27 protein-coding genes are annotated in these 24049 nt (G+C 69.0%); 11 read left to right on the top strand and 16 right to left on the bottom strand.

The features are described from left to right. Nucleotides 1-3 precede the first annotated feature (3 nt). From C7H75_RS19375 to C7H75_RS19335, 9 genes are all read right to left on the bottom strand, one after another. Nucleotides 4-834 (bottom strand): ABC transporter permease, encoded by an 831-nt coding sequence (locus C7H75_RS19375; protein ID WP_106851703.1) that lies wholly within the window; start codon nt 832-834, stop codon nt 4-6. Continuing rightward, nucleotides 831-1805, bottom strand: a complete 975-nt coding sequence (locus C7H75_RS19370; RefSeq protein WP_013416971.1) for a daunorubicin resistance protein DrrA family ABC transporter ATP-binding protein — start codon at nt 1803-1805, stop codon at nt 831-833. Before C7H75_RS19370 ends, C7H75_RS19375 begins: the two co-directional genes overlap by 4 nt. Nucleotides 1806-1937: 132 nt before the next feature. Next, nucleotides 1938-2471 carry a hypothetical protein gene (locus tag C7H75_RS19365; protein ID WP_005518163.1) on the bottom strand — a complete coding sequence of 178 codons (534 nt, stop codon included), beginning with the start codon at nt 2469-2471 and terminating at the stop codon, nt 1938-1940. A 228-nt stretch (nt 2472-2699) separates the two neighbouring features. After that, nucleotides 2700-3260 (bottom strand): hypothetical protein, encoded by a 561-nt coding sequence (locus C7H75_RS19360; RefSeq protein ID WP_106851702.1) that lies wholly within the window; start codon nt 3258-3260, stop codon nt 2700-2702. Between the two features lie 378 nt (nt 3261-3638). After that, the gene (gene menE / locus C7H75_RS19355; RefSeq protein WP_106851701.1) at nt 3639-4805 is read right to left on the bottom strand and encodes an o-succinylbenzoate--CoA ligase; all 1167 of its coding nucleotides are present in this window, start codon (nt 4803-4805) and stop codon (nt 3639-3641) included. Nucleotides 4806-4846: 41 nt separating this feature from the next. Further along, a complete protein-coding gene (locus tag C7H75_RS19350; RefSeq protein ID WP_005518168.1) occupies nt 4847-5149 on the bottom strand; it encodes a DUF3349 domain-containing protein in 303 nt (100 codons plus the stop codon). Between the two features lie 22 nt (nt 5150-5171). Beyond that, on the bottom strand, nt 5172-5525 hold the full coding sequence (locus tag C7H75_RS19345; protein ID WP_005518170.1) for a DUF3349 domain-containing protein: 354 nt from the start codon (nt 5523-5525) through the stop codon (nt 5172-5174). Nucleotides 5526-5565: 40 nt separating this feature from the next. Continuing rightward, complete coding sequence (locus C7H75_RS19340; RefSeq protein WP_084843743.1) at nt 5566-5838, bottom strand: hypothetical protein; 273 nt, start codon at nt 5836-5838, stop codon at nt 5566-5568. A gap of 13 nt (nt 5839-5851) precedes the next feature. After that, a complete protein-coding gene (locus C7H75_RS19335) occupies nt 5852-7060 on the bottom strand; it encodes an inorganic phosphate transporter (RefSeq protein WP_106851700.1) in 1209 nt (402 codons plus the stop codon). 455 nt (nt 7061-7515) lie between these two features. Between C7H75_RS19335 and C7H75_RS19330 the strand changes: the two genes are divergently transcribed. The 5 genes from C7H75_RS19330 to C7H75_RS19310 all read left to right on the top strand — a co-directional run bounded on the left by C7H75_RS19330 (nt 7516) and on the right by C7H75_RS19310 (nt 13202). Beyond that, entirely contained in the window at nt 7516-8931 is a 1416-nt protein-coding gene (locus tag C7H75_RS19330) for an ABC transporter substrate-binding protein (protein WP_013416969.1), read from the top strand. Nucleotides 8932-9057: 126 nt separating this feature from the next. Next, nucleotides 9058-11358 (top strand): ABC transporter permease, encoded by a 2301-nt coding sequence (locus tag C7H75_RS19325; RefSeq protein WP_013416968.1) that lies wholly within the window; start codon nt 9058-9060, stop codon nt 11356-11358. Further along, nucleotides 11351-12094, top strand: a complete 744-nt coding sequence (locus C7H75_RS19320; RefSeq protein WP_013416967.1) for an ABC transporter ATP-binding protein — start codon at nt 11351-11353, stop codon at nt 12092-12094. Before C7H75_RS19325 ends, C7H75_RS19320 begins: the two co-directional genes overlap by 8 nt. Further along, a complete protein-coding gene (locus C7H75_RS19315; protein ID WP_106851699.1) occupies nt 12094-12846 on the top strand; it encodes an ABC transporter ATP-binding protein in 753 nt (250 codons plus the stop codon). Before C7H75_RS19320 ends, C7H75_RS19315 begins: the two co-directional genes overlap by 1 nt. A gap of 2 nt (nt 12847-12848) precedes the next feature. Next, nucleotides 12849-13202: a hypothetical protein gene (locus C7H75_RS19310; protein WP_106852047.1), complete on the top strand. Its 354-nt coding sequence runs from the start codon at nt 12849-12851 to the stop codon at nt 13200-13202. A 61-nt stretch (nt 13203-13263) separates the two neighbouring features. On the opposite strand, the gene C7H75_RS19305 is transcribed toward C7H75_RS19310, so the two are convergent. The 4 genes from C7H75_RS19305 to C7H75_RS19290 are packed head-to-tail and all read right to left on the bottom strand — an operon-like array spanning nt 13264 to nt 16387. Next, nucleotides 13264-13644 (bottom strand): VOC family protein, encoded by a 381-nt coding sequence (locus C7H75_RS19305; RefSeq protein WP_005518183.1) that lies wholly within the window; start codon nt 13642-13644, stop codon nt 13264-13266. Nucleotides 13645-13669: 25 nt separating this feature from the next. Continuing rightward, the gene (locus C7H75_RS19300) at nt 13670-14119 is read right to left on the bottom strand and encodes a hypothetical protein (RefSeq protein WP_005518184.1); all 450 of its coding nucleotides are present in this window, start codon (nt 14117-14119) and stop codon (nt 13670-13672) included. A gap of 34 nt (nt 14120-14153) precedes the next feature. Beyond that, nucleotides 14154-15773 carry a RecQ family ATP-dependent DNA helicase gene (locus C7H75_RS19295; RefSeq protein WP_233281796.1) on the bottom strand — a complete coding sequence of 540 codons (1620 nt, stop codon included), beginning with the start codon at nt 15771-15773 and terminating at the stop codon, nt 14154-14156. Continuing rightward, nucleotides 15770-16387: a dienelactone hydrolase family protein gene (locus tag C7H75_RS19290; RefSeq protein ID WP_013416963.1), complete on the bottom strand. Its 618-nt coding sequence runs from the start codon at nt 16385-16387 to the stop codon at nt 15770-15772. Before C7H75_RS19290 ends, C7H75_RS19295 begins: the two co-directional genes overlap by 4 nt. 206 nt (nt 16388-16593) lie before the next feature. On the opposite strand from C7H75_RS19290, the gene C7H75_RS19285 reads away from it, so the two are divergent. After that, nucleotides 16594-17118 carry a helix-turn-helix domain-containing protein gene (locus C7H75_RS19285; RefSeq protein ID WP_390892362.1) on the top strand — a complete coding sequence of 175 codons (525 nt, stop codon included), beginning with the start codon at nt 16594-16596 and terminating at the stop codon, nt 17116-17118. 33 nt (nt 17119-17151) lie between these two features. On the opposite strand, the gene C7H75_RS19280 is transcribed toward C7H75_RS19285, so the two are convergent. After that, nucleotides 17152-18045 carry a 1,4-dihydroxy-2-naphthoyl-CoA synthase gene (locus C7H75_RS19280; protein ID WP_005518191.1) on the bottom strand — a complete coding sequence of 298 codons (894 nt, stop codon included), beginning with the start codon at nt 18043-18045 and terminating at the stop codon, nt 17152-17154. A gap of 85 nt (nt 18046-18130) precedes the next feature. Between C7H75_RS19280 and C7H75_RS19275 the strand changes: the two genes are divergently transcribed. The 3 genes from C7H75_RS19275 to C7H75_RS19265 are packed head-to-tail and all read left to right on the top strand — an operon-like array spanning nt 18131 to nt 20283. After that, nucleotides 18131-18796, top strand: coding sequence for a PaaI family thioesterase (locus C7H75_RS19275; protein ID WP_005518193.1), 666 nt, complete (start codon nt 18131-18133; stop codon nt 18794-18796). Next, nucleotides 18793-19791, top strand: a complete 999-nt coding sequence (locus C7H75_RS19270) for an o-succinylbenzoate synthase (protein WP_022597464.1) — start codon at nt 18793-18795, stop codon at nt 19789-19791. Before C7H75_RS19275 ends, C7H75_RS19270 begins: the two co-directional genes overlap by 4 nt. A 45-nt stretch (nt 19792-19836) precedes the next feature. Next, nucleotides 19837-20283, top strand: coding sequence for a DUF6918 family protein (locus C7H75_RS19265; protein ID WP_005518196.1), 447 nt, complete (start codon nt 19837-19839; stop codon nt 20281-20283). 68 nt (nt 20284-20351) lie between these two features. Here C7H75_RS19265 and C7H75_RS19260 read toward each other — a convergent pair whose 3' ends face one another. Together C7H75_RS19260 and C7H75_RS19255 are read right to left on the bottom strand one after the other, a co-directional pair. Next, nucleotides 20352-21176 carry a siderophore-interacting protein gene (locus C7H75_RS19260; RefSeq protein ID WP_106851698.1) on the bottom strand — a complete coding sequence of 275 codons (825 nt, stop codon included), beginning with the start codon at nt 21174-21176 and terminating at the stop codon, nt 20352-20354. 66 nt (nt 21177-21242) lie between these two features. Then, the gene (locus C7H75_RS19255) at nt 21243-21839 is read right to left on the bottom strand and encodes a flavin reductase family protein (protein ID WP_084956316.1); all 597 of its coding nucleotides are present in this window, start codon (nt 21837-21839) and stop codon (nt 21243-21245) included. 111 nt (nt 21840-21950) lie between these two features. On the opposite strand from C7H75_RS19255, the gene menD reads away from it, so the two are divergent. Together menD and C7H75_RS19245 are read left to right on the top strand one after the other, a co-directional pair. Beyond that, a complete protein-coding gene (menD, locus tag C7H75_RS19250) occupies nt 21951-23597 on the top strand; it encodes a 2-succinyl-5-enolpyruvyl-6-hydroxy-3-cyclohexene-1-carboxylic-acid synthase (RefSeq protein ID WP_106852044.1) in 1647 nt (548 codons plus the stop codon). Next, nucleotides 23594-24016, top strand: coding sequence for a DUF3592 domain-containing protein (locus C7H75_RS19245; protein ID WP_037084945.1), 423 nt, complete (start codon nt 23594-23596; stop codon nt 24014-24016). The genes menD and C7H75_RS19245 overlap by 4 nt, the downstream gene beginning before the upstream one ends. Nucleotides 24017-24049 lie beyond the last annotated feature (33 nt).

Genomic DNA, 24049 nt, shown 5'->3' with positions numbered 1-24049 from the left:
CGCTCAGGCCTTGCGCATGTAGATCCGCACGGTCAGCGGTGCCATGATCGCGACGATCACGGCGGCGCCGAAAAGTGCGTACACCGCGTGGATTCCGAAGTGTCCGCTGTTCGCGAGTTCACGGACGGCCGTGACCAGGTGCGATACGGGGTTGACGTTCACGAACGCCTGCATCCAGCCCGGCATCGTGTCCGCGGGCACGAAGGCGTTGGACATGAAGGTGAGCGGGAACAGGATCATCATCGACGTGCCCTGCACCGAGGCGGCCTTGCTCATCAGCACGCCCATCAGTGCGAAGATCCAGCTGATCGCGAACGCGCACACCATCACCAGCAGCGCGGCGCACACGACCCCGACGAACCCGCCGCCCGGGCGGTAGCCCATCGCGATGCCGACGACGACCGTGATGGTCGTCGCGATGAGGTACCGGACGACATCGGCGATCAGCGCCCCCGACAGTGGCGCGATCCGGGCGATCGGCAGCGACTTGAAGCGATCGAACACGCCCTTGTCCATGTCCTCGCGCAACTGGGTGCCGGTCACGATCGACGCCGTGATTACGGTCTGCACCAGGATGCCCGGGATGATGATCGGCAGGTACGACTCCACGTCACCGGAGATGGCGCCGCCGAAGATGTACGTGAACATGAACGTGAAGATGATCGGCTGGATCACCACGTCGAACAGCTGCTCGGGGTTGTGCTTGACCTTCAGCAGACCACGGTGGGCGAGCGTGAGGCTGTGCGCGATCGCCTCACGTAGCCCGATGCGATCGGTGGCCTCGATCGTGCGGGTGTTCGCCTGCCGCGCAGGCGAGGTCAGGGTGGTCGTCATGCGGCGCTCCCTTCGGACTCGGCGGTCTCGTGACCGGTGATGGTGAGGAAGACCTCGTCGAGGCTGGGCTTGGAGACGGTGATCTCGTCCACGGCGATCGAACGGTCACGCAGCCGGACGAGCAGGTCCCCGGTGATCGACGGGTCCGCGAGCGGCGCCGTGATGCGGCCCGACTCGGGAGTCACGGTCGCCTCGAGGCCCAGCACCGTGGAGATGAGGGCGCGGGCCTCGTCGATGCGGTCGCGGTCCGCGAGCGTCAGTTGCAGCGCCGAGGTTCCCACGGACGCCTTCAACTCGTCCGCGGTGCCGTCGGCGATGACCTTGCCTCGGTCGATCACCGCGATCCGATCGGCCAACTGGTCGGCCTCGTCCAGGTACTGGGTCGTGAGCAGGACCGTCGATCCTTCGGCGACGAGCCGTCGGATCGTGTCCCACATCTGGGCGCGGGTCCGGGGATCGAGACCGGTGGTGGGCTCGTCGAGGAACAACAGTGGGGGACGAGCGATGAGGCTGGCCGCGAGGTCCAGACGACGGCGCATGCCGCCGGAGAAGTTCTTCAGTGGTTTGGACGCCGCCTCCGTCAGGCCGAACTCCTCGAGCAGTTCGGTCGACTTGCGCTTGGCGTCGCGCCGGCTCAGGCCGAGCAGTCGGGAGAAGATGACGAGATTCTCTGTGGCGGTGAGGTCTTCGTCGACCGAGGCGTACTGCCCGGTGACGCCGACGAGCGAGCGCACTGCCGTCGATTCGCGGACGACGTCGCGGCCGAAGATGCGGGCTTCGCCGCCGTCGGGACGCAAGAGGGTCGCGAGCATGCGGACCGTGGTGGTCTTGCCGGCGCCGTTGGGGCCGAGCACGCCGTACACCGCGCCGGTCGGCACGGTGAGGCTGACGCCGTCGACCGCGCGCTGCTGCCCGAAGGTCTTGACGAGCCCGACGGCCTCGATGGCCGGGGGTGAGGTGTCGAGGTTCATGACCTCACAGTGCCGACACCCGCTTGCAGCGTTCTTGCACCGTGCTTGCACGCCCCTCACACGGAGGAAGCCGGGGCCCAGGCGTACGACAGGTGTACGTCACCGGGCCCCGGCTCCACGGGGAAGTGGGGGCTACTTCAGCAGGCCACCGAGCAGACCGCCCAGGTCCAGGTCGCCGAGGCTGCCGGTCAGGTTGCCGAGATCGAAGTCGCCGAGGCTGCCGAACGGGTTGCCGATCGTCACGAGCGACGGGTCGCCGAGCGCAGGCTGCGTGGGATCGCCGGCCGAGACGCAGCCGCCGATGAACGCGTAGATGCCGTCGCTCAGAGCCGGCGTCGTGTACGTCTTGGTCGATCCGGCGGTCGCGCCGTCCACACCACTGGTCCAGGACACGAATCCGGGCTCGAGGAACTTGGTGGGGTCGTCCATCAGCGCCGGTACCTTCGCGGAGTCGATCGCGACTGCGGTGCAACCGCTGAGCGGGTCGAGATTCGGGTTGGTGAGCGTGACGGTCACGACGTTGCCGTCGACCGCGGTCTCCAGCGTCGGCGGTACGAGCGTCGTGGGCTCGGCGGACGCGAGTGCGGGAGCGGCGAGAGCGGCTGCCGCGGCGACGGCGAGGCCGGCGGCGGCACGGGTGAGGACAGCGGTGGCGTTGGTACGCATGGTCGTGACCTTTCGGGTGGTAGGGGAGCGGCCACCCGATCAAGGGTTCGTTGGAACCGATCGATCGAGATCGCCTGCGGCACAGCATCGACTGTGAACCCGATTTTGGCAAGCGAAACCGAACGCATCACTCCGGTACGGACGTACCGTTCAGCAGATGAAACAATGCGCGGCGGCTCGGACATCCCCGACTGGTGTCCGAACCGCCGCGCACGACTGGGTGATCCCCTACCGAACCGGCTGCGAGGATCCGGCGGAGATCGCGTCGATCAGGCTGTCGAACGCGCCCGTGGTGACGAAATCGAGGATGTCCTGGAACGCGCCGTTCTGGAGGCTGCCGAACATGGCATTGTCCGGAACGGAGACGATCGGCGCCTTGCTGACCTCGGCGTCCGAGGGGTCGGCGCTCGAGGCGCACTCGCCGAAGACCGCATACGCGCCGTTGGTCAGATCCGGCGTCGTGAAGGTCTTGGTGCTCGCCGCCGCGACCCGCTCGGCCGTGGGCGTGCGGTACGCCGCGAAACCGGGCTCGAAGAGCTTGGCAGGATCGGCTTCGAGTTCGGAGATCTTCGTCGCGACCACGACCACTGCCCCGCACGTCACCGTGGAGTCGGTGTTGGGGTTCTGCACGGTCACCGAGATGGTGCTGCCCGCCACGGTCGCGTTCACGATCGGCGCCTCGACAACGGGCGTCGCGCCGGCCAGAGCCGGTCCGGCGATACCCGCGGCGGCCATGGTGACGAGACCGACAGCGCTGCGGCCGAGCAGGTTTCGTGCTCGAAGGTTCATTCACTACCCCTTGTTGGAAACGTCCGTCCGAAGAGTGACCGCGGCGCCTTGTCCCCGACATCCAAGATCACTTGCGAAAGCATCTGGCCTACGTGGGCTTTCTGCAACACATAGCTCGTGGGGAGGTAAGGGATTCCCGAGGTCGGCCGTAGCTAAGGACAGTTCTTACCGGTCGGTAACGACAATTGATCTGCGGAAACCGCCGGTGCCCCAGCTTCTTCCCGCAAACGTAACGATTTCGTCTCAGTCTGCGGCGGGGGTGGACTTTTCAATTGCTTGTTCAATTACCTGTGCGGACCACGCCCTTTGGTGTGCGCTGAGCGAGAATCCGGCCTGTTCGGTCGGCTCGGCAGTGCCCCGTCGTTACCGCTTCGAGGCCTAACGGTTCCAGCCCGATCGGAGGGCCTCGCGATCGATCTTCCCCGGCCCTCGCAGCGGCAGCGCATCGACCAACCGGACCTCGCGCGGCGCCGCTGTGGGATCGAGTGCGGCGCTCACGTGGGTTCGCAGCTCTGCGGCTGTCGGCACGAACCCGGCCTCGGGAACGATCGCGGCCACCACCCGCTGGCCGAGGCGGTCGTCCGGCAGGCCCAGGACGGCGCACTCGCGAACCGCCGGGTGCTCGACGAGGACCGACTCGACGACCTGGGGGACGACGGTCAGTCCGCCGGTCGAGATCGCCTCGTCGAGGCGTCCGCGGATGGTGAGTACCCCGTCGGCGAGAGTGCCGGCGTCATCCGTCCGGAACCAGCCCGGCTCCGCGAACGCGGGGTGCTCCGGCAGACCACGGTAACCCGAGGCGATCATGGTGCCGCCGAGCAGGACCCGGCCGTCGTCGCCGATCCGCACCCGCGCACCGTCGAGCGGGACGCCGTCGTAGACGCATCCGCCGCACGTCTCGCTCATGCCGTAGGTCCGCACGACCCGCACGCCCGCATCCACGGCTCGACGGAGCAGGGGAGCAGGTGTCGCCGCGCCGCCGAGCATGACGGCGTCGAGGTCGGCCAGCGCAGCCGTGGCCTCCGGGTGGTCGAGAGCCTTGACCAGTTGGGTGGGAACGAGCGACGTGTAGCGGCGCGCGCCCGTCATGGAGGCGATCGCCGAGGGTAGCGCGGCCGGGTCGAAACCCCCCGTCACGTCGACGACGACCGGGGTGGTGCCCGCGAGGAGGCTGCGGAGCAGCACCTGCATTCCGGCGATGTGGTGTGCGGGCAGCGCCAGCAACCACGCGCCCGGGCCGCCCAGCCGTCGATGCGTCGCGTCGCCGCTCGCGCGCAGGGCCCGTGAGGTCAGCAACGCGCCCTTGGGGACACCGGTGGTTCCGGATGTCGCCATCACGAGCGCCACGTCGTCGGCGTCGGGAACGTCGTCGATGGATTCGCCGGGACGCAGGGCGTCCGTCAGGCGGGCGGTTTCGCGGGCGTCACTCGCCGGTACCGGGAGCAGGGGTGGACCGTCACCGCGTAGCGCGCGCTCGAGTCGGGGCAGGACCGACTCGAGCGCGGCGCCGGTGGGTACCGGGAGCGGGTGCAGCAGCGAACTCACCCCTCGATCGTTTCACGGAGAACCGGGGCAGGCCCGGCAGGTCAGGTCGGTGAGGGGCCGGCGAGGGGCCAGCCCCCGGCGGCGAGGTGCGAGCGCACCCGATCGACGTCGGACTCGAGGGGCATCTCGTTCGTGATCTTGGTGATCAGGACCTGGATGTCGGTCTTCGAGATGGGAAGGTCGCCGTCCTCGACGAGGGCCGCGGTCACCAGGTCGACCTCGTCCTCCGAGAGTCGGCGGGTGAGGAGCGCGAACAGTGGGACGTAGTCCTGCTCGGGCACGCCGTTGGGGTACCCGGCGCGCAGCCAGTCGATGATCGAGGAGAGAAACGGAGGCAGGCTCAACAGTGCTCCTGAACTCGGTCCGTCAGCTCCGGGCGTCCGGTGCTTCCCGGTCCGTTTCCTCGTCGCCGACGACGGGCCAACCGCCTGCAACCAGACGCTCGGTGACCCGGCTGATGTCTTCCTCGGTGGGTTCTTCGTGGATGACCCCCGCGATGATGCTCTTGAGCGCGTCGTAGTCGACGTGCCGATCGGGATGCTCGTGAGCCGTCGCGATGGACAGTTCGACGATCTCCCCGATCTCCTCGTCGGTGAGGCGCCGTCCGAGTACCGCGAGCAGAGCGAAGTGATCTTTGGCAGGAATGCCCTCCGGATAGCCGGCGCGTAGCCAGTCGAGTACCGAGCGGAGCGAATACTTGCTGTTCACGGGTGCGATCACTTTCACGAAGGAGCGGGGGTGGGGTCGGTCGGGGCCCCGCTCAGAAGACGTGGATGCCGAAGCTGCTTGCCAGGAAGTCCTGCATCAGCATCAGTATCCCAGCGATGATCGCGATCAGCACGACGGCGAAGCATGCCGCTGCGCCGACCTTGCCGGTGGTGCTCGCAGACGAGGTGCCGTCGGAGTTCGTTCGGGCACCCACCGAGAGCGACTTGAGTCCCAGCGCGAAGATCGCGGGCAGGCCCGCACCGAGGAGAAGTCCCACCAGGACGACCTGCCACAGCGAGTTGGCGGTCTGCGTCAATAGATCCATCGGTCGTCTCCTCTCAGTGGTGGCTGCGGGTGGTGGTGTCGGCGTCGGCCTGGCGATCGGGTGCCGTGGCTGCCTTGTCCGTCGCGGGCTCGAGTCCGTCCTCCCACTCGGCGTTGACGTTGGTGGGATCGATCGGCTGACGGCGCGAGCGCAGGTACATGAAGACCGACAGGGCCACGAGCAGGGCGAAGACGACGAGCACGCCCGGGAGACCGCCGATGACGTGGGCCAACGCCCAGCAGACGGCACCGACGATGCCGGCGGACGGCAGGGTGATCAGCCACGCGACGGCCATCCGTCCGGCCACTCCCCAGCGGACCTCGGCGCCCCGGCGTCCGAGTCCGGTACCGAGGATCGACCCGGTCGCGACGTGGGTGGTCGACAGCGGCAGGCCGAGATGGCTGGAGGTGAGGATGATCGCGGCCGACGACGACTCGGCGGCCATGCCCTGAGGCGCGGCGATCTCGACCAGACCCTTGCCCAGCGTGCGGATGATGCGCCATCCGCCGAGATAGGTGCCCAGGGCGATCGCGACGGCGCAGCTCAGCTTCACCCAGAACGGCATCTCGGCATCCGCGGAGATGGACCCGTGCGCGACGAGCGCCAGGAAGATCACGCCCATCGTCTTCTGGGCGTCGTTGGTGCCGTGCGCCAGCGAGACGAGGGACGCCGTACCGACCTGGCCGATGCGGAAGCCCTTGCCCTTCGTGTCGTCCGGGACTTCACGGGTGATGCGGTAGATCAGCTTGGTGCCGACAGCGGCGACGAGCGCCGCGACGACGGGCGCGAGCAGCGCGGGCAGGATGACCTTGCCCATCACGCCGCCCCACTCGACGCCGCTCATGCCGATCGAGGCGATCGCGGCACCGATGAGGCCGCCGAAGAGGGCGTGCGACGAGCTGGACGGCATGCCGAACAACCACGTCGCGAGGTTCCACAGGATACCGCCCACGAGGCCGGCGAACACGATCAGAAGTAGTGCCTCGCCGCTGACGGATCCGAGGTTGACCACGCCTTTCGCGACGGTGGCCGCGACCTCGACGGAGAGGAAGGCACCGACCAGGTTCAGGGTTGCAGAGAGTGCCACTGCGACCTTCGGTCGAAGTGCGCCGGTGGCGATGGAGGTGGCCATCGCGTTTCCGGTGTCGTGGAAGCCGTTCGTGAAATCGAAAGCGAGGGCAGTGACGACCACTACCAAGAGAACGACGAGCTCTGCGGTCACAACCGAATTGTGCGTATCGAAAGCGCAAAAGTACAGCGAGCAACCGGCGAACAGACGGTGCGCATCACCACATTCTGCTATCACCTCGCACGACGGTCCCGGGACTGTGGCGACACTCACGTCGATATGTCGGTGTGTCGGGCCTCACCCATCGGTCTCACTCACTGGGACCGGCTCCAGGGCGGGGGTGTGACGCTCGTTACGGTCCTCGCCACCGGGAGCTCATCGTCCCGGTGACTGAAGTTCGCGGAGGTCGGTGGTGGGACGACGGTGGCGGTCGGGGCGCGCCGTGCCCTCCTTCTTTACCTAAGCAAAGTATTTGCCTTACCTAGTTTTTGCGAAAGGCCCGGGTGGGCCCGCAAGCGGTGTCATCGCTGCAGCTCCGGCCCGGTTTTCGCTCTGTTGGTTCGACCCCGGCCCGGTCGCACGGGCACTGAGAAGGAGAAACACCGACCGTGAAGAGAAACAAGACAGCCAAGCTGGTCGTGGCGCTCGCCGCGACAGCGGCTCTGGTCTCGGCCTGTTCCGGCGACCGTGGCGGCGAAGCCGTCGTTCCGGGCAGCGGCGACTCGGGCAACAGCAAGTCCACCTCGTCCGCGGACGTCGAGTTCGGCACGCTCGCCTCGCCGTGCGGCGACGGCGACGCGAAGGGCGCCACCGATCAGGGCGTCTCCGACACCGAGATCAAGATCGGCTACGGCGACGACCGCGGCTACGCGAAGAGCCCGGGTCTCAACAAGGAGATGTCCGACGCCGTCTCCGCGATGATCAAGTGGTGCAACGAGCAGGGCGGCATCAACGGCCGCAAGATCGTCGGCACCGACTACGACGCCGCCATGACGCAGGCGAACGCCGTGATGCAGGACGCCTGCCGTTCCGAGTTCATGATGGTGGGCCACGGGTTCGCCATGGACGCGACCGCCGAGCAGACGCGCGTGGCCTGCAACATGGCAGCCGTGCCGGGCTTCACGGTCTCCCCGGACGCCGCGAACGGTCCGATGTCCTACCAGGGCGTGCCCTTCCCCGTCGACATCGCCAACGCCTCGGCGTGGTTCCAGATGGGCGAGATGCACCCCGACATGAAGAACGACTTCACGCTCATCGGTTCGACGATGCCCGCGATCATCACGTCGCTCGCAAAGACCTCGCAGATGGCGAAGGCCGCCGGCTTCAACCTCAAGGACTGCGGCGTCGTCCTCAACTACGAGGGCGAGGCCAGCTACGTCCCGTTCGCGGAGAAGATCAAGCAGTGCGGCGCCAAGGGCATGTGGACCTCGCGGTCCCCGGTCCCGAACGAGTTCAACTTCTTCAAGGCCGTCGACCAGGCCGGTCTCGACCCGATCATCTTCGGTGAGGCCACCTGGTACGCCAACTCGGCGCAGGCGTTCAACAAGGACAGCGGTCTGCTCGACAACCTGAACGCCGGCATGGCCTTCCAGATGCTCGAGAACGACAACGATCCGGCCGTGAAGCAGTACAAGGATCTCGTCACCGCGGGCGGCGGCAAGACCGCGCTGCTCGGTATGCAGGCGACGTCGTCGTTCCTGCTGTGGGCCACCGCGGCCAAGGAGTGCGGCTCCGACCTGACCCGCCAGTGCATGATCGACGAACTGTCGCAGATCCACGAGTGGGACGGCGGCGGTCTGCACGCCACGATGGATCCGGGCGCCAACATCCCCGCTCAGTGCGGCCTGATGGTCTCGCTGAAGGGCGCCGACTACTCGCAGGCGTTCCCCGCCGACAAGGGCGAGTTCAAGTGCGACCCGCAGTACCTGGTCAAGACCGACCCGTCGACGTGGGGCACCGAGCTCAACGCCGACCGCGTCGCCACCAAGTACCTCAACCCCAACGTGATCACGCCCAAGGCCTGATCCGGCCACGCCGCCCGGTCGACGCCCACAGGTGATCGACCGGCCGGCACCAACTCCCACCGATGAACGCGGCGCCCCGGGCCACCGCCCCGGGGCGCCGCGCCCATCCTTACTGAGGGTTTCCAGATGGACACTTTCGTGACGTTCACGATCCTGGGTCTCGTCCTGGGCTCGGTGTACGCAATCGCCGCCTCCGGGCTGGTACTCACCTACAACACGTCCGGCATCTTCAACTTCGCGCACGGTGCGCAGGCGATGCTCGGTGCGTTCCTCTACTGGCAGTTCCGCTACGGCTGGGACCTGCCGACACCGTTGGCGCTGCTCCTGACGATCGGCGTCGCCGGTCCGCTCATGGGTCTGCTGCTGTACGCGCTGATCATGCGCGGGCTGCGGGACACCGCCGAGGTCACCAAGATCGTCGTCACGGTGTCGATCCTCCTCGGTGGCGTGTCGCTCTCCCACTGGTTCTGGCATCCCGAGGAGCCGCGGACCGTCAAGATGTTCTTCGGCGACGAGAGCCGCTTCTCGTTCTTCGGCGCCACCGTGCACATGCACGAGGTCATCTGCCTCGTCGCCGCGGTGCTGATCGCGGTCGGCCTGCGCTTCCTGTTCACCCGCACCCGCCTGGGTGTCTCGATGCGCGGCGTAGTCGACGACCCGGATCTGCTGCGGCTCAACGGTCACAACCCCGAGCGGATCGCGGCCTTCTCGTGGGCCCTCGGCTCCACGCTCGCAGTGGTCGCCGGCATCCTGATCACCCCGATCAGCGGCGGCACCCTCGAGGCGAACCTGCTGACGCTGCTGGTGATCGACGCGTTCGCCGCCGCCATGTTCGGCCGACTGCGCAGCATCCCGCGCACGTTCGTCGGCGCGATCGTTCTCGGCCTGGCCGGCACCTACGTGCTCGGCTACTTCCCCTCGGAGTGGACGTGGACGTCCAACCTGCGTGTCTCGCTGCCGATGATCGCGCTGTTCGTCGTCCTCATCGTGCTGCCGCAGGACCGCCTGCGCGGCGCCGCGGTCCGCACCCGCGAGCGGTACACCGTCCCGACGGTGCGCAAGGCCGTCGCCTGGGGCGCCGCGCTGCTGGTGATCGTCTACATGATCCGACTGCTCATGGTCGAGTCCGCGATCACCACGCTCACCCTGGGCATGTCGTTCGCGATCATCGCGCTCTCGCTCACCCTGCTCACCGGCTACGCGGGCGAGATGAACCTCGCGGTGGTCTCGTTCGGCGCCATCTCGACGATCGTCGCCTACCACTTCGGCACCTCGGGCAGCGGACTCGCGACCCGGTTGACGCTGTGGGGCTTGATCATCGGCACCCTGGTCGCGGCCGTCATCGGCGGCCTCGTCGCGCTGCCTGCACTGCGCCTGCGCGGGCTGTACCTGGCCCTCGCAACCATGGCGTTCGGTGTGTTCCTGAGCAACATGGTGCTGCGCGACACCACCGAACACGAACTGTTCGGCGTCAAGTTCTCGCTGTTCACCGGTGGCAGCCTGTCGATCCCGCCGCTGAAGGTCGGCCCGCTCGACCTGAGCAACCAGACGGCGTTCCTCATGACGGTCACCGCCATCTTCACGATCCTGGCGATCGGTGTCGTCGCGCTCCGCAACAGCGGGTACGGACGCCGCCTCGCGGCCATGAAGGACAGCCCGGCCGCGGCCGCGATGCTCGGACAGAACCTCGTCAAGCTCAAGCTCAGCGTCTTCATGCTCTCGGCCGGCATCGCCGGACTCGGCGGCATCCTGATGTCGAGCGCGATCGGCGCGGTCTCCAACGAGAACTTCTCGATCATGATCAGCCTCACCGTGCTGATGCTCACCGTCGTCGCCGGTATCGGCTACGTGACGGGCGCACTGTTCGGCGGGCTCATGGCCGGCGTCGGCTTCGCCGTGATCATGGTGTCGTTCAACAACCTCGGCGCGGCGCAGCCCGAACTCGAGGGGCTGTGGACGTTCATGGGGCACCTCGCCGCCGTCAGCCCCGCGCTGATCGGTCTGGGGGTCGGCAAGAATCCGTCCGGCACGGTGCACGACGTCCTCGAGGGCTACCGCCATCTGCGCAGCGCCAAGCCGGTGCTGGTCGGCGGCGCTGCCGTCGTGGCGCTGTCGTACGTCCTCGCGCTCACCGGTGTCCTCGGCAACTGGTGGTTCGCCACGATCACGATCGTCACGGTGTTCATGCTCCCGGTCGTCGGGCAGATGTTCATGCCGGAGGCGGTACTGGGGCCGGAGGCGGCCGCCGCCAAGCGCGGTACGCCGCCCGAGGAGATCGGCGTCGACCAGCCCTGGACGGAGGACCGCCTGGCCGAACTCGACCGCGAACTGGGGCTTCCGGCGAACGTCACCGAGCACACCGCGTCGGCACAGTTCGGTGAGCCGTCGCCCGCCGCGACGCCGAAGGAGGCGATCGTCCATGCCTGACACCCCCATCCTCGAAACCCGGGGAATCACCGTCAAGTTCGGCGGCAACGTCGCCGTCGACGACGTCAGCATCACCGTCGAGAGCGGCGCCATCACGGGCCTGATCGGTCCCAACGGCGCCGGCAAGACGACGCTGTTCAACACGATCACCGGACTGCAGAAGCCGGCGTCGGGCAAGGTCCTGCTCGACGGGCACGACGTCACCCGGCTCTCGCCCGCCAAGCGCGCGAACCGCGGCCTGGCCCGCACGTTCCAGCGACTGGAACTGTTCCTGTCGCTGTCGGTGCGGGACAACATCCGGGTGGCCGGTGACATCCATCGGTCCAACACCCGCAGCCGGATCGACGTGGACGCCGAGACCGACCGGATCCTTGAGCTCACCAAGCTCACGGACGTCGCGGACAAGGACGTCTCCGACATTCCGACCGGCCGGGCCCGGGTCGTCGAGGCGGCCCGTGCGCTGATGACGTCGCCGCGACTGCTCCTGCTCGACGAACCGGCGTCCGGTCAGACGGAGCAGGAGACCGAGGACTTCGCGGAACTGCTGCTGCAGCTCGCGGCGGACGGCCTCGCGATCTGCCTGGTCGAGCACGACATCCCGCTCGTGATGAAGCTGTGCAAGCAGATTCACGTGCTCGACTACGGCGCCGTGCTGGCGTCGGGCAGTGCGGAGCAGGTTCGCGACGATCCGGCCGTGATCGCCGCGTACATCGGTACGGCAGAGGAGGCGGTGTGATGTCGACGGTGACCACGAACGCGGCGCAGGCGTCGGGCGGCCGCCACGAGGCTCCCACGCCACTGCTCGAATTGGACGGTGTCCGAGCGGGTTACGGTCCCATCGAGGTGCTGCACGGTGTGGACCTGGCGGTTGCGCCGGGTACCGTCATGGCGCTGCTCGGCCCCAACGGCGGCGGCAAGACCTCGACACTCAAGATCTGTTCCGGGATCCTGCCGATCACCCAGGGCGAGCTGCGCATGGCCGGCCGGTGCGTCAACGGCGCCGAGGCGTCCGACCTGGCCAAGCTCGGTGTGTGCTCGATCCCGGAAGGGCGCGGCATCTTCGCGAACCTCACGGTCCGCGAGAACCTGTGGATCGCAACGGGAACCGGATCGGATCTGGCGAAGCTCGAGGAGGTCGCCTACAACCGGTTCCCGATCCTCGGCAAGCGCAAGAACCAGCTGGCCGGATCGATGTCCGGCGGTGAGCAGCAGATGCTGGCACTGTCCCGGGCGCTCGGCACCAACCCCACCGTGCTGCTGCTCGACGAACTGTCGATGGGGCTCGCCCCGCGGATCGTCTCGCAGATGTACGACATCGTCGGCCAACTGGTCGACGAGGGCCTGACGATCCTGGTGGCCGAGCAGTTCGCCCGCGCAGTGCTGCCGATCGCCGATCGCGCAGCGCTCATGCTCCACGGACGAGTGGTCCGCGTCGGGGCACCCGACGAAATCGAGAACGAACTTTCCAACAGCTACCTAGGAGGATGACGATGACCACTCTCGCAGACGAGCGTCGCGCCCAGTTCAAGTCCGACGTCGACGATCTGAAGCTCAAGACCGGCCAGTCCCGTGGTGACGGTGCCGCCCGCATCGCCGGCATCGCACTCATGGTCGTCGGTGTCGTCGCCGCATTCGTCGTGTACATCTCGTCGCTCACACAGAGCGACCTGCGCGACATCGCGTCGTACCAGATCCTGGCCACCGCGTTCCTCGCGCTGACCGTGATCGGCGGTGCCCTCTACCTCGCGGGCGCCATCGCCCGGATCCTGCGACTGTGGCTGCTGCGCCAGCTGCACGAGGGCCAGGCGCAGGCCGACCAGATCGCGGCGGCGCTGTCGAAGTAGGCGCTCCGCACCTGTGCGCCTTTTCGGTAGCCGGCCCTACCGGAAAGGCGCACAGGTGCGTTCAGCGCAGATCCCGCCGGATCGGATGGTCCTCGGGAATCTGCACCAGAACGATCGGGATGTCGTCGGGGTCGGCGATCCACATCTCGTGCAGACCCCACGGCTCCTGCCGCGCCTCCCGCACGATCGGCACCTCGGCGCGGATCAGTTCCGCCTGGACGTCCGCCAGGTTGCGCACCTGCAGCCACAGGGCGCCGGAGAACCGGTTGTCCAGCCCGGTCCCGCCGTGCGCACTCACCTCGATCAGGCCCTGACCGGCGAAGAACACGGTCCCACCCGGGTACTCACGGGCGATCGCCAGCCCCAGCACGTCCCGATAGAACGCCAGCGTCACCTCGTAGTCGCGGGGGCGCAGAATCGTTCTGCTGCTGAGAATCTCCACTTCGTTCCTCTCCTCGATCGGGGCGTCACTGCTCGGGTGCGGGCCGCGCCTCGTGCCCGGCCCTGCCCTGCGTGCGCCGCGCTTCCTTCATCTCGGCCTCGAACAGGTGCCGGCGGCCGTCGAGCAGCACGCCGCGCACGGCCTTCTCGTGCTCGCGCAGCTCGGACCAGTAGCCGTCGTCGAACTCCTCGACCACCTGGAACGTCCACCGCCCCTCGATGACGTTCCGGCCCACCATCGCAGTCCGCAGGCGTTCGGCCGCCGCCGAGTGCCCGGACTCGGCCAGTTTCTCCACCGCGTCCCCGAGCTGCAGATCGGCCCGGCCCATCAGCTGGTGGAACGCATACAGATGGCCGCGGGCCTGCTCCACGGTCTCGAGGGCCTCCGACAGCTTCCCGACGGCCTCGACGGTCTCGTCGGTGACGCCGTCCGGGCGGCGGTGTTGCGGTGCGGGTTGCTCACGGTCGACGGTCATGGGGTCCAGTGTGCCTGGTCGGGTGGTCGCCTCGTCAGTCGATCGAACGGAGCAGCTCCGTGTCCTCGAGTGCCTCCAGGGACAGCGTGCGGTATCCCACCTCGTCGAACAGGACGGTGACGCGGTCGGATTCGGTGCGGATCACCACGCCCGCACCGAAAGTGCGATGGGCGACGCGGCTGTCCACCGGGAACGGATCGGCGCCGGGTCGCGTCGTCGAGCGGGGGTTGTCGTCGCAGCGATCGCAGTTCCCGCACGGGCCGTCCGGGTGCTCGCCGAAGTAGTCGAGGAGGAAGACGCGCCGGCAGCCGCGGGTCTCCGCGTACCCGCGCATCATCTCGACCCGGGAACGATCCCACCTCCGGTCGACCGCCGCGACGTGGGCGGCCGCGGCGACCGCCTCGTCCTCCCCGACGCCGGTCCGCGTGACGCCATCCGGTCCGTCCCCGACGACCCCCGCGCGGGCGAGGAGATTGACCGCGTTGGTTGCGGTGCGGGACCGCAGATCGGTCCGGGACCGCAACTCGCGCAGCGATATCGGCTGCTCCGACAGGGCGCGGTAGATCCGGTGCAGAGTGGCCTCTTGCGGGTCGCCCGCAGCGAAGAACGCGCGCAGCGCCAGGTCCTCGGGACGGTAGAAGAGCACCGCGCGAGCGTCCGCGCCGTCGCGGCCGGCACGTCCGATCTGCTGGTAGTAGTCGTCGAGGGAATCCGGCACGGACTCGTGTACGACGAACCGGACGTCGGGCTTGTCGATACCGAGCCCGAACGCCGATGTCGCGACCACCACGTCGTACCGGTCGGCGAGGAAGCCCTCGTGGACACGGGCACGGTCGGCCGCACGCATCCCGCCGTGGTACGCCGCGGTGCGCAGCCCGGTCTCGGCGAGCGAGCGCGCGTACTGCTGCGTCGCGGCGCGCGTCGAGACGTAGAGCAGGCCGGTGCCCGACAGCTGCCGCACGGCACCGACGAGTTCGCGCGTCTTGTCCTTCGCGGTGGTCGCGCGGTGCACTTCGAGCCGGATGTTCGGCCGGTCGAAGCCGCCGACCACGAGCACCGGGTCGCGCATCCGCAACTGCGCGACTATCTCCTCCCGGACCGGCGGCGACGCGGTCGCGGTCAGGGCGAGCACCGGCGGATGCCCGAGCCGATCGATCGCGGCGCCCAACCGCAGGTAGTCGGGGCGGAAGTCGCGGCCCCACGCGCTGATGCAGTGCGCCTCGTCGACCACGACCAGCGAGACGTCCGAGGCCGCGAGCCGCTCGAGCGTCGCCTCGTCGACGAGTTGCTCGGGGGAGAGGAAGAGGTACTCCGCGCCGGCCCGTTCGACGGTTCGCCAGGCCTCCGCGGTCCGACGTGGCCCGAGAGTGGAGTTCACCGCCAGCGCGACGGGCGCGTCGTCGGCGGCCTCGATGCCCGACACCTGGTCGTGTTCGAGCGCGATGAGCGGCGAGATCACCAACGTCATCCCCTCGCGGAGTGCGGCCGTGACCTGGTACACCGCCGACTTGCCGTAACCGGTGGGCATCGCGGCCACCACGTCGCGGCCCTCCAACAGCGGCGTCATCGCCTCCACCTGGCCGGGGCGCAGCCGCTGCCAGCCGAAGTCCTCGCGGGCCACCCGGCGGAGCTCGTCGGCGGCCGTCACGGTCACCGGCCGTGCTCGACGAACCAGGTGCGGGCGTGTTCGGCGACGACGCCCAGGGTGCCGGGCTCCTCGAACAGGTGCGTCGCGCCGGGCACGATGACGAGTTCGTGCTCGCACTCGAGCAGCTTCGCCGCCTGACGGTTCAGGTCGATCACCGTGGTGTCGAGCGAGCCCACCAGCAACAGCGTCGGCGCTCGCACCATCGACAGCCGTGAACCGGCCAGGTCCGGACGGCCGCCGCGCGAGACGACCGCCGAGATGTCGTTGCCCTTCTCGGCGGCCGCGTGCAGGGCCGCGGCCGCTCCGGTGCTCGCCCCGAAGTACGCGACGGCCGAGGTGCGCTCGCGCAGCTGCGCGGTCACCTCGAGCAGCCGACACGCGAGCAGCGGGATGTCGAACACCAGGCGCCGGTCGGCCTCCTCGTCCGGTGCGAGCAGATCGAACAGCAGCGTGCCCAGTCCGGCGTCCTGCAACAACTCGGCGACCAGTCGGTTGCGCGGACTGAACCGTCCGCTCCCACTGCCGTGCGCGAACACGACCACCGGCAGTGAATCGACCGGGTCGGTGAGTGCCCCGGACAGGCGCACGCCGTCGACGTCGAACTCGACCTCGGTGCTCACTCGTCCATTGCACACCCGATCGCACCAGCACTCCACCGGAATCGGCGCATCCGGTGCGGGACCGTTCAGCCGCCGGGGAGTGCGCGGTCGACGAGAGCGCCGACCACGGGGGAGAGGGCTTCGGCGTGCTCGACGGTGAGGTGGTTGTCGTCGCGGAACACCAGCGCTACAGCTACCGCGCGTACCCGACCGCTGCGCAAACGCTGATGCTCGCCAAGACCTTTGGATGCGCGCGTGTCGTGTTCAATGATTTCGTCGCCCACTGCCGGGACGCGTATGAGACGCGGGGCTTCGTCCCTGATCTCGATGAGGTGAAATCGCTCGTGACGGCGCAGGCAAAACACACGCCTGAACGGCACTGGTTGTCCGAGGTGAGCGCGGTCGCGCTTCAGGAGTCGGCGCGAGACGCACAGGCGGGATATCGCGCTTTCGTCGCATCAGTTGCACGAACACGACGCGGGCCCCGGGTGAACCCGCCGCGGTTCAAACAGAAGTCTGGGCGACAGGTCGCAACCTCCGTCGATGGTCCGAAGCCGCTCCGCATCCGCACGTGGACATGCAGGTGCGGAGCGACTCTCGACCGCGACTACAACGCGGCAGTCAACGTCATGCTCGCCGCAGGGCTTGCGGAGAGGCTAAACGCCCATGGAGGGGATGTCAGACGGGTGCTTGCGCTCGCGGGCCCCGACGAAGTGGGAACCCGCCTAGCCGATTCTCGACGATCGGCGTAGGAACCTTTGCTCGATTCACGAGCAAAGGGGAGGTCAATAATACCAGGGGTACGGCGACCAGTCCGGGTCGCGCTTCTGCAGGAACGAGTCGCGGCCCTCGACGGCCTCGTCGGTCATGTACGCCAGACGGGTGGCCTCGCCGGCGAACAGTTGCTGGCCCACCAGCCCGTCGTCCTGCAGGTTGAACGCGTACTTGAGCATGCGTTGCGCCTGCGGCGACTTGCCGTTGATCTTGGTGCCCCACTCGATCGCGACGTTCTCGAGCTCGTCGTGGTCGACGACCCGGTTCACCGCGCCCATCCGGTGCATTTCCTCGGCGGTGTAGGTGTCGCCGAGGAAGAAGATCTCGCGGGCGAACTTCTGGCCCACCATCTTCGCGAGGTACGCGCTGCCGTAGCCGCCGTCGAAGCTGCCCACGTCGGCGTCGGTCTGCTTGAAGCGGGCGTGCTCGCGGGAGGCGAGCGTCAGGTCGCACGTGACGTGCAGGCTGTGCCCGCCACCGGCGGCCCAGCCGTTGACCAGGGCGATGACGACCTTGGGCATGAACCGGATCAGGCGCTGCACCTCGAGGATGTGCAGACGGCCGGCGCGAGCCGGATCGACGGTCTCCGCGGTCTCACCCGACGCGTACTGGTAGCCGCTGCGGCCACGGATGCGCTGATCGCCGCCCGAGCAGAACGCCCAACCGCCGTCCTTCTCGCTGGGGCCGTTGCCGGTGAGCAACACGCAGCCCACGTCGGAGGTCGTGCGGGCGTGGTCGAGCGTGCGGTACAGCTCGTCGACGGTGTGCGGGCGGAAGGCATTTCGGACCTCGGGGCGATCGAACGCGATGCGGACGATGCCCTCGGAGACATGACGGTGGTACGTGATGTCGGTGAGGTCCTCGAAGCCGGGGACGGGACGCCAGAGCTGCGGATTGAAGGTCACGGACCGAAGGATATGCCCCGGCCGTCGGTGTGTCGGGCAGTGCCTCACGCCCGAACCGCCCCTTTCCGGCGATAACGTGCAGGGCATGAGCGAGTCAGTGCAGTCCGGAGTTCTCCCCGGGGACGGGGTGCGATCCGTCGACGACGTCCACGAACACCACGGCGGTTTCCCGGTGTTCACGCCGGTGCAGGCGGGGGCGAACTACGGGGAGTTCGTCGAGTCGCTGCGCCGACTCCAGGATCTCGCGGTCTCGACGCACCTCCCCGACGACGTGGTCGACGACGCGATCGCCCGGGTGAACGCGTTGAGCGACCTCCTCGAGCCCTACCGGGTGCCGGAAGGCAAGTCCCCGGCCGGCTTCAACCGGCAGCTGCCGGGCCGCGGCAGCCTGCTGCTGTTGCCGTGGGTGTTCGAGAAGGTCGAGGCCGACGGGATCCGGTCCCGCGGCGTCTTCCGCCTGTTCCACCGGGGCGGCAACAGCGCCGCGCACGGCGGCACCATCGGGCTGCTGTTCGACGACATGCTCGGGATGATCGTGTACGCGTCCGGGCATCCCATCGCACGCACCGCCTACCTGCACGTCAACTACCGCCAGGTGACGCCGCTCGAGACCGAACTCGTACTCGAGGGCCGCGTCGACCGCGTCGAGGGCCGCAAGCTCTACTGCACCGCGGAACTGCGCGACCTGGACGGCACCGTCCTGGCCGACTGCGAGGCACTCATGATCGAACTCCTGCCGGGGCAGCCGTGACCTTCCCCCCGCTCGCCGACGTCCTGGCCGGCGCCCGCGTGGTGAGCCTGCCGATGCGGGTTCGCTTCCGCGGCATCACCACTCGCGAGGCGCTCCTGCTCGAGGGGCCCGCCGGGTGGGGTGAGTTCGCGCCGTTCCCCGAGTACGACGACGCCGAGGCGGCGCACTGGCTGCGGGCCGGCATCGAGGCCGCGTGGGCCGGTCCGCCGACACCGCTGCGCACGCGGGTGCCGATCAACGCGACCGTCCCGGCGATCGGGCCCGAGCAGGTGCCGCAGATCCTCGCCCGCTTCCCCGGCGCCCGAACCGCGAAGGTCAAGGTCGCCGAGAAGGGGCAGAGCCTCGCCGACGACGTCGCCCGGGTGACCGCGGTGCGCGAGTTCATCCCGAACGTGCGGGTCGACGCCAACGGCGGCTGGAGCGTCGACGACGCCGTCACCGCGCTCACCGCCTTGACCGCCGCCGGCCCGCTCGAATACGCCGAGCAGCCGTGCGCGACGGTGCCCGAGCTCGTCGAGGTCCGCCGCAGGCTGTCGGACGTGCCGATCGCGGCCGACGAGAGCATCCGCCGCGCCGAGGACCCGTTGCGCGTGGTGCGTGCCGGCGGAGCCGACGTCGCCGTCGTGAAGGTGCCGCCGCTCGGCGGGATGCGCCGTCTCCTCGCGCTCGCCGACGAACTCGCCGGGCACGGGGTGCCCGTGGTGGTGTCGAGCGCACTCGACACCGCGGTCGGCATGGGCGCCGGGCTCGCCGCGGCCGCGGCGCTGCCGAACCTGAACCACGCGTGCGGGCTCGGCACCGGCGGACTGTTCGCAGCCGACGTCGCCGACCCGCGGGAGATGTCGGACGGCAGCCTCGACGCGAGCCCCGTCGTTCCGGATCCGGCGAGGCTGAGCGCTCTCGCGGCACCACCGGAGCGGACGCAGTGGTGGCTCGAACGGCTGCGTCGCTGCCACCAAATCCTCGCCACCAGCGGGGACACCGACCTCGTATAGTCTCGTGCCCGGTCAGATACGGACCAGTCGATACGGAGGCAAGAAGTGGTTGCAGCACTGAACGACACCCTGCTGGACGATGCACGGATGCCCGCGGTCCTCGCGGACGTCCAGGCGCTCGTCGACGCGGAGGTCTCGGACAAGAAGGGTGCGTCCGGACTGGCGCTCAAGGGCGGGTACGGCGCCGTCAAGAAGGTCGGACCGTCGATCGTGCCGGATGCCGTCGAGGGCCTGCTGCCGGCGTTCGTCGCGCGGCTCGAGCCGTTCTGGCAGGACTTCGGGACCAGCGGGGAGAGCAGCTTCTCGGCGTTCCTGACCGCGCGCAGCGACGCCGTCGCCGACGCGCTGCTGGGCGTCACCGACGAGCGCATCGAGGGCACCGACAAGGGCGCGATCAAGAAGGTCTACTCGACGCTGCGTCCGTCGGCGAAGAAGCACGTCATCGAGGCTCTCCCGCGTCTCGGTGATCTGGTGCAGAAGCACGCAGCCTAGGCGCTTCGCGCCCGTGCGCCTTTTTGGTAGTTCCCACTACCGAAAAGGCGCACGGGCAGCTCCGCTGCCTAGTACGCGGCGTGACCGTGACGCCAGTAGCCGGTGAACGCGATGTCGGACTTCGGCACCCGCCGGTCGTTCACCAGGTGGCGGCGCAAGCCGGTCGCGAGATCGCTCTCACCGGCGACGAACGTGTACGACGGGCCGCTGGGCAGATCGGCGGCCCGCACCGTCGCGAGCGCGAGCTCGCCGGGCTTGGCCGACGGGTCGTCGCGCACCAGCCAGTGCAGCTCGGCGTTGTCGCTCACCGCGACGTCCTGCCGATCGTCGTCGTGTGGGATCTCGATGTACGCGCGCACCGGCAGCGCCGGATCGACCGAGCGGAGGATGCCGACGATCGCCGGCAGCGCGCTCTCGTCACCGACCAGCAGGTGCCAGCGGGCGTCCGGGGTGGGGTTGTAGATCAGGCCCTCGTCGAGCAGCCCCAGCGGGTCGCCCGGCGCGCACGAGTTCGCCCACGCCGACGCCGGACCGAGGTCGCCGTGCGACGCGAAGTCGATGTCGAGTTCCGGCCCATCCCCGAAAAGCCCTCCCGCGGGCCGGAACTCGCGCACGGTGTAGTTGCGCAACACCGGCCGGACGTCCTTGGGGATCAGCTTGAACTGTGCGTACCAGAGGTTGCCGCCCGACGTGGGAAGTCGGAATCCGCTCACCTCCCGGTCGGGGATGAACATCCGGAACCAGTGGTCGAAGCCCATCGGGACGAACCCGCGCAGCTCCTCGCCGCCGATCGTGACCCGCACGAAGTTCGGGCTGATCTGCTTGCTGCCGAGCACGTGCGCCGAGACGATCTCGCGCTGCTCGGGCTTGACGAACTTGGAGCGTTTGGCCATGGCGTTCCGTCCCCGCGAATCCGATGAAAGTTTAGCCAACCCTAATACGAGGAGTGGGGGCGTGGTTCAGCCAGGCTGCCCCGGGCGGGCGATCCGCCGGACCGCGGGCGGCATACCCCACTCGTCGCGGCCCAACCTGCTCAACGGGGCGATCGTGGCGAACGCGGGCAGACCGTCGTCGGCCAGGGCCTCGGGCCGTACCGCCACCGCCAGTACATCGCCCATCACGACGAACGAAGTCCCCACCTCGATCACCTCCCGGAGCCGGCACTCGATCGCGACGGGGGAGTCCGCGACCCGTGGCGGGCGAACGCGCTCGCTGGGTTCGGCCGCGATGTCGAGCGCGGCGAACTCGTCGGTGCCCGGCTCGTACGGCGCCGAGCTGGTGTTGACGGCGTCGAGCATCGGCTCGGTCGCGAGGTTGACGACGAACTCTCCGGTGGCCTCGACGTTGCGGAGGCTGTCCTTGCGGCCCACCGACGTGAACTGCACGACCGGCGGCTCGGCGCTCGACACCGTGAAGAAGCTGTACGGCGCGAGGTTCGGCACCCCGTCGGCCGACAGCGTCGACACCCACGCGATCGGACGCGGCACCACCGACGCGGTCAGTACGGGATAGAAGCGACCGGGACCCATCTCGGTGGGGTCGAAGACTGTGCGCACCATCCGACCATCGTGGCAGCGGAGCCGCCCGTGCGCCCTTCCGGTGTGCCCGGCTACCGAAAAGGCGCACGGGTGCGCAGCGCCCGACCCGCGTCTGCCAATCTGGAAGGCGTGAATCCGTCCACTGCACAAGCCACCGCCGTCGTCGACGAACTGATCCGCGGCGGGGTACGTGAGGTCGTGCTCTGCCCGGGTTCGCGCAACGCACCGCTCGCGTTCGCACTGCAGGCCGCCGACGCCGCCGGGCGGCTCCGCCTGCACCTGCGGATCGACGAGCGCACCGCCGGATTCCTCGCGATCGGTCTCGCTGTCGCGAGCGGGCAGCCGGTCCCCGTGGTGATGACGTCGGGCACCGCCGTCGCGAACCTCGGCCCCGCGGTGCTCGAGGCCAACTACGCGCGCATCCCGCTGATCGTGCTCAGCGCCAACCGGCCTTACGAGATGCTCGGCACCGGCGCCAACCAGACTGTCGAGCAGTTCGGCCTGTTCGGCAGTCAGGTGCGGGCCGCGATCAGCCTCGGTCTCGCCGAGGAGGCCGGGGACGAGTCGCAGCGCGGCATCCGCTTCGACGAGCAGAACAGCCAGTGGCGCAGCGCGGTGTGCCGGGTGCTCGCCGCCGCCCGCGGCACCCGTTCCGGCAACGCCGGCCCCGTCCACTTCGACATTCCGCTGCGTGAGCCGCTGGTGCCGGACGTTCGTCCGCGGGGACTCGTGCCCGAGGGCCGTCCCGGCGGCGCCGCCTGGACCACCACAGTGCACGCGACGCTCGACGTCCCGATGGACCTCGACATCACCGCCGACACGGTCGTCGTGTCGGGGCACGGCTCCGCGTACCGGCCCGAGCTCGCGGGCCTGCCGACCGTCGCGGAGCCGACCGCGCCGCTGCACGGCATCCCGCTGCATCCGCTCGCGTTGCCGCAGCTCAAGCCGCGGCAGGTGATCATCACCGGCCGCCCGACGCTGCACCGCCCGGTGTCGAAGCTTCTCGCCGACCCGTCCGTCGCGGTGTACGCGCTCACCACGGGCCCGCGTTGGCCCGACGTCTCCGGCAACGTGCTGGCGACCGGTACCCGCGCCGTCGTGACCGGCGAGCCGGACCCCGCGTGGATCGCGCGGTGCCGGCACCTGTCCGAGCACGCCGACAAGGCTGTCCGCTCGCAGCTCGACGCGCACCCGACCGCCACCGGTCTGCACGTCGCGGCCGCCGTCATGGAGGCGTTGTCCGACGGCGACCAGTTGCTGCTCGGCGCGTCCAACCCGGTCCGCGACGCCGCGCTAGTCAGTTACCCGCGGCCCGGGGTGAAGGTGCTCTCGAACCGTGGTGTCGCCGGTATCGACGGCACCGTGTCGACCGCGGTCGGTGCCGCGCTCGCCTACGAGTCGGAGGGGCGCACCGTCGCGTTGCTCGGCGACCTGACGTTCCTGCACGACGCGTCCGGACTGCTCATCGGTACGGGCGAGCCGCGGCCCACGGATCTGACGATCGTCGTCGCCAACGACGACGGCGGCGGCATCTTCGAACTGCTCGAGCAGGGCGACCCGCAGTACGCGGGCGTGTTCGAACGCGTCTTCGGCACCCCGCACGGCATGGACCTGGCCGCACTGTGCGCCGCCTACCGGGTGCCGCACCGCCGGGTCGATCTGGCCGAGCTGACCGTTGTGCTCACGGCGCCCGGCGACGGTATTCGTGTGCTCGAGGTCACCACCGAACGTTCGGGCCTGCGGGAGCTGCACGCCGCGGTGCGGGCGCAGCTGTGAGTCCCCGCGTCGCGCACCGTGCGGCGGTGTCGGTGGTCGTCGTCGCCGCCGGGATCTCGGTGCTCGCGGTGCTGCTGGTGCTGGCGGCGTGGCGCAACGACCGGACCATCGAATCGGACATGGGCACCGCCACCGCCGAGGTCCTGTCCGCCGGTTCGCTGCGGTCGGCGGTCAGCTTCGTCACCCCCGACGGCGTCACGCACAACCCGAAGCTGGGGGTGCTGTACCCGACCAACCTCACCGCCGGCCAGCGCATCGACGTCGAATACGCACGCAGCGAACCGGATCTGGTGCGCGTCGCGGGCCGGGACGCGAGCGTCGCGATCGTGCCGGCCGGATCGGTGATCGTCGTGACGTGGTTCGTGGCACTGCCCGCGCTGCTCGTGCTGCGCCGACGGGCCCGCGCCGAGGGTTCCTGAGAAGTTCACTCAGGAAGGGTTTCTATCCTCGAC

This window comes from Rhodococcus (subgen. Prescottella) equi, from assembly GCF_003013675.1.
Taxonomy (GTDB): Bacteria; Actinomycetota; Actinomycetes; order Mycobacteriales; family Mycobacteriaceae; genus Prescottella; species Prescottella equi.
The sequence above is the reverse complement of the archived record's forward strand: the minus strand, read 5'-3'. Positions and strand labels throughout refer to the sequence as shown.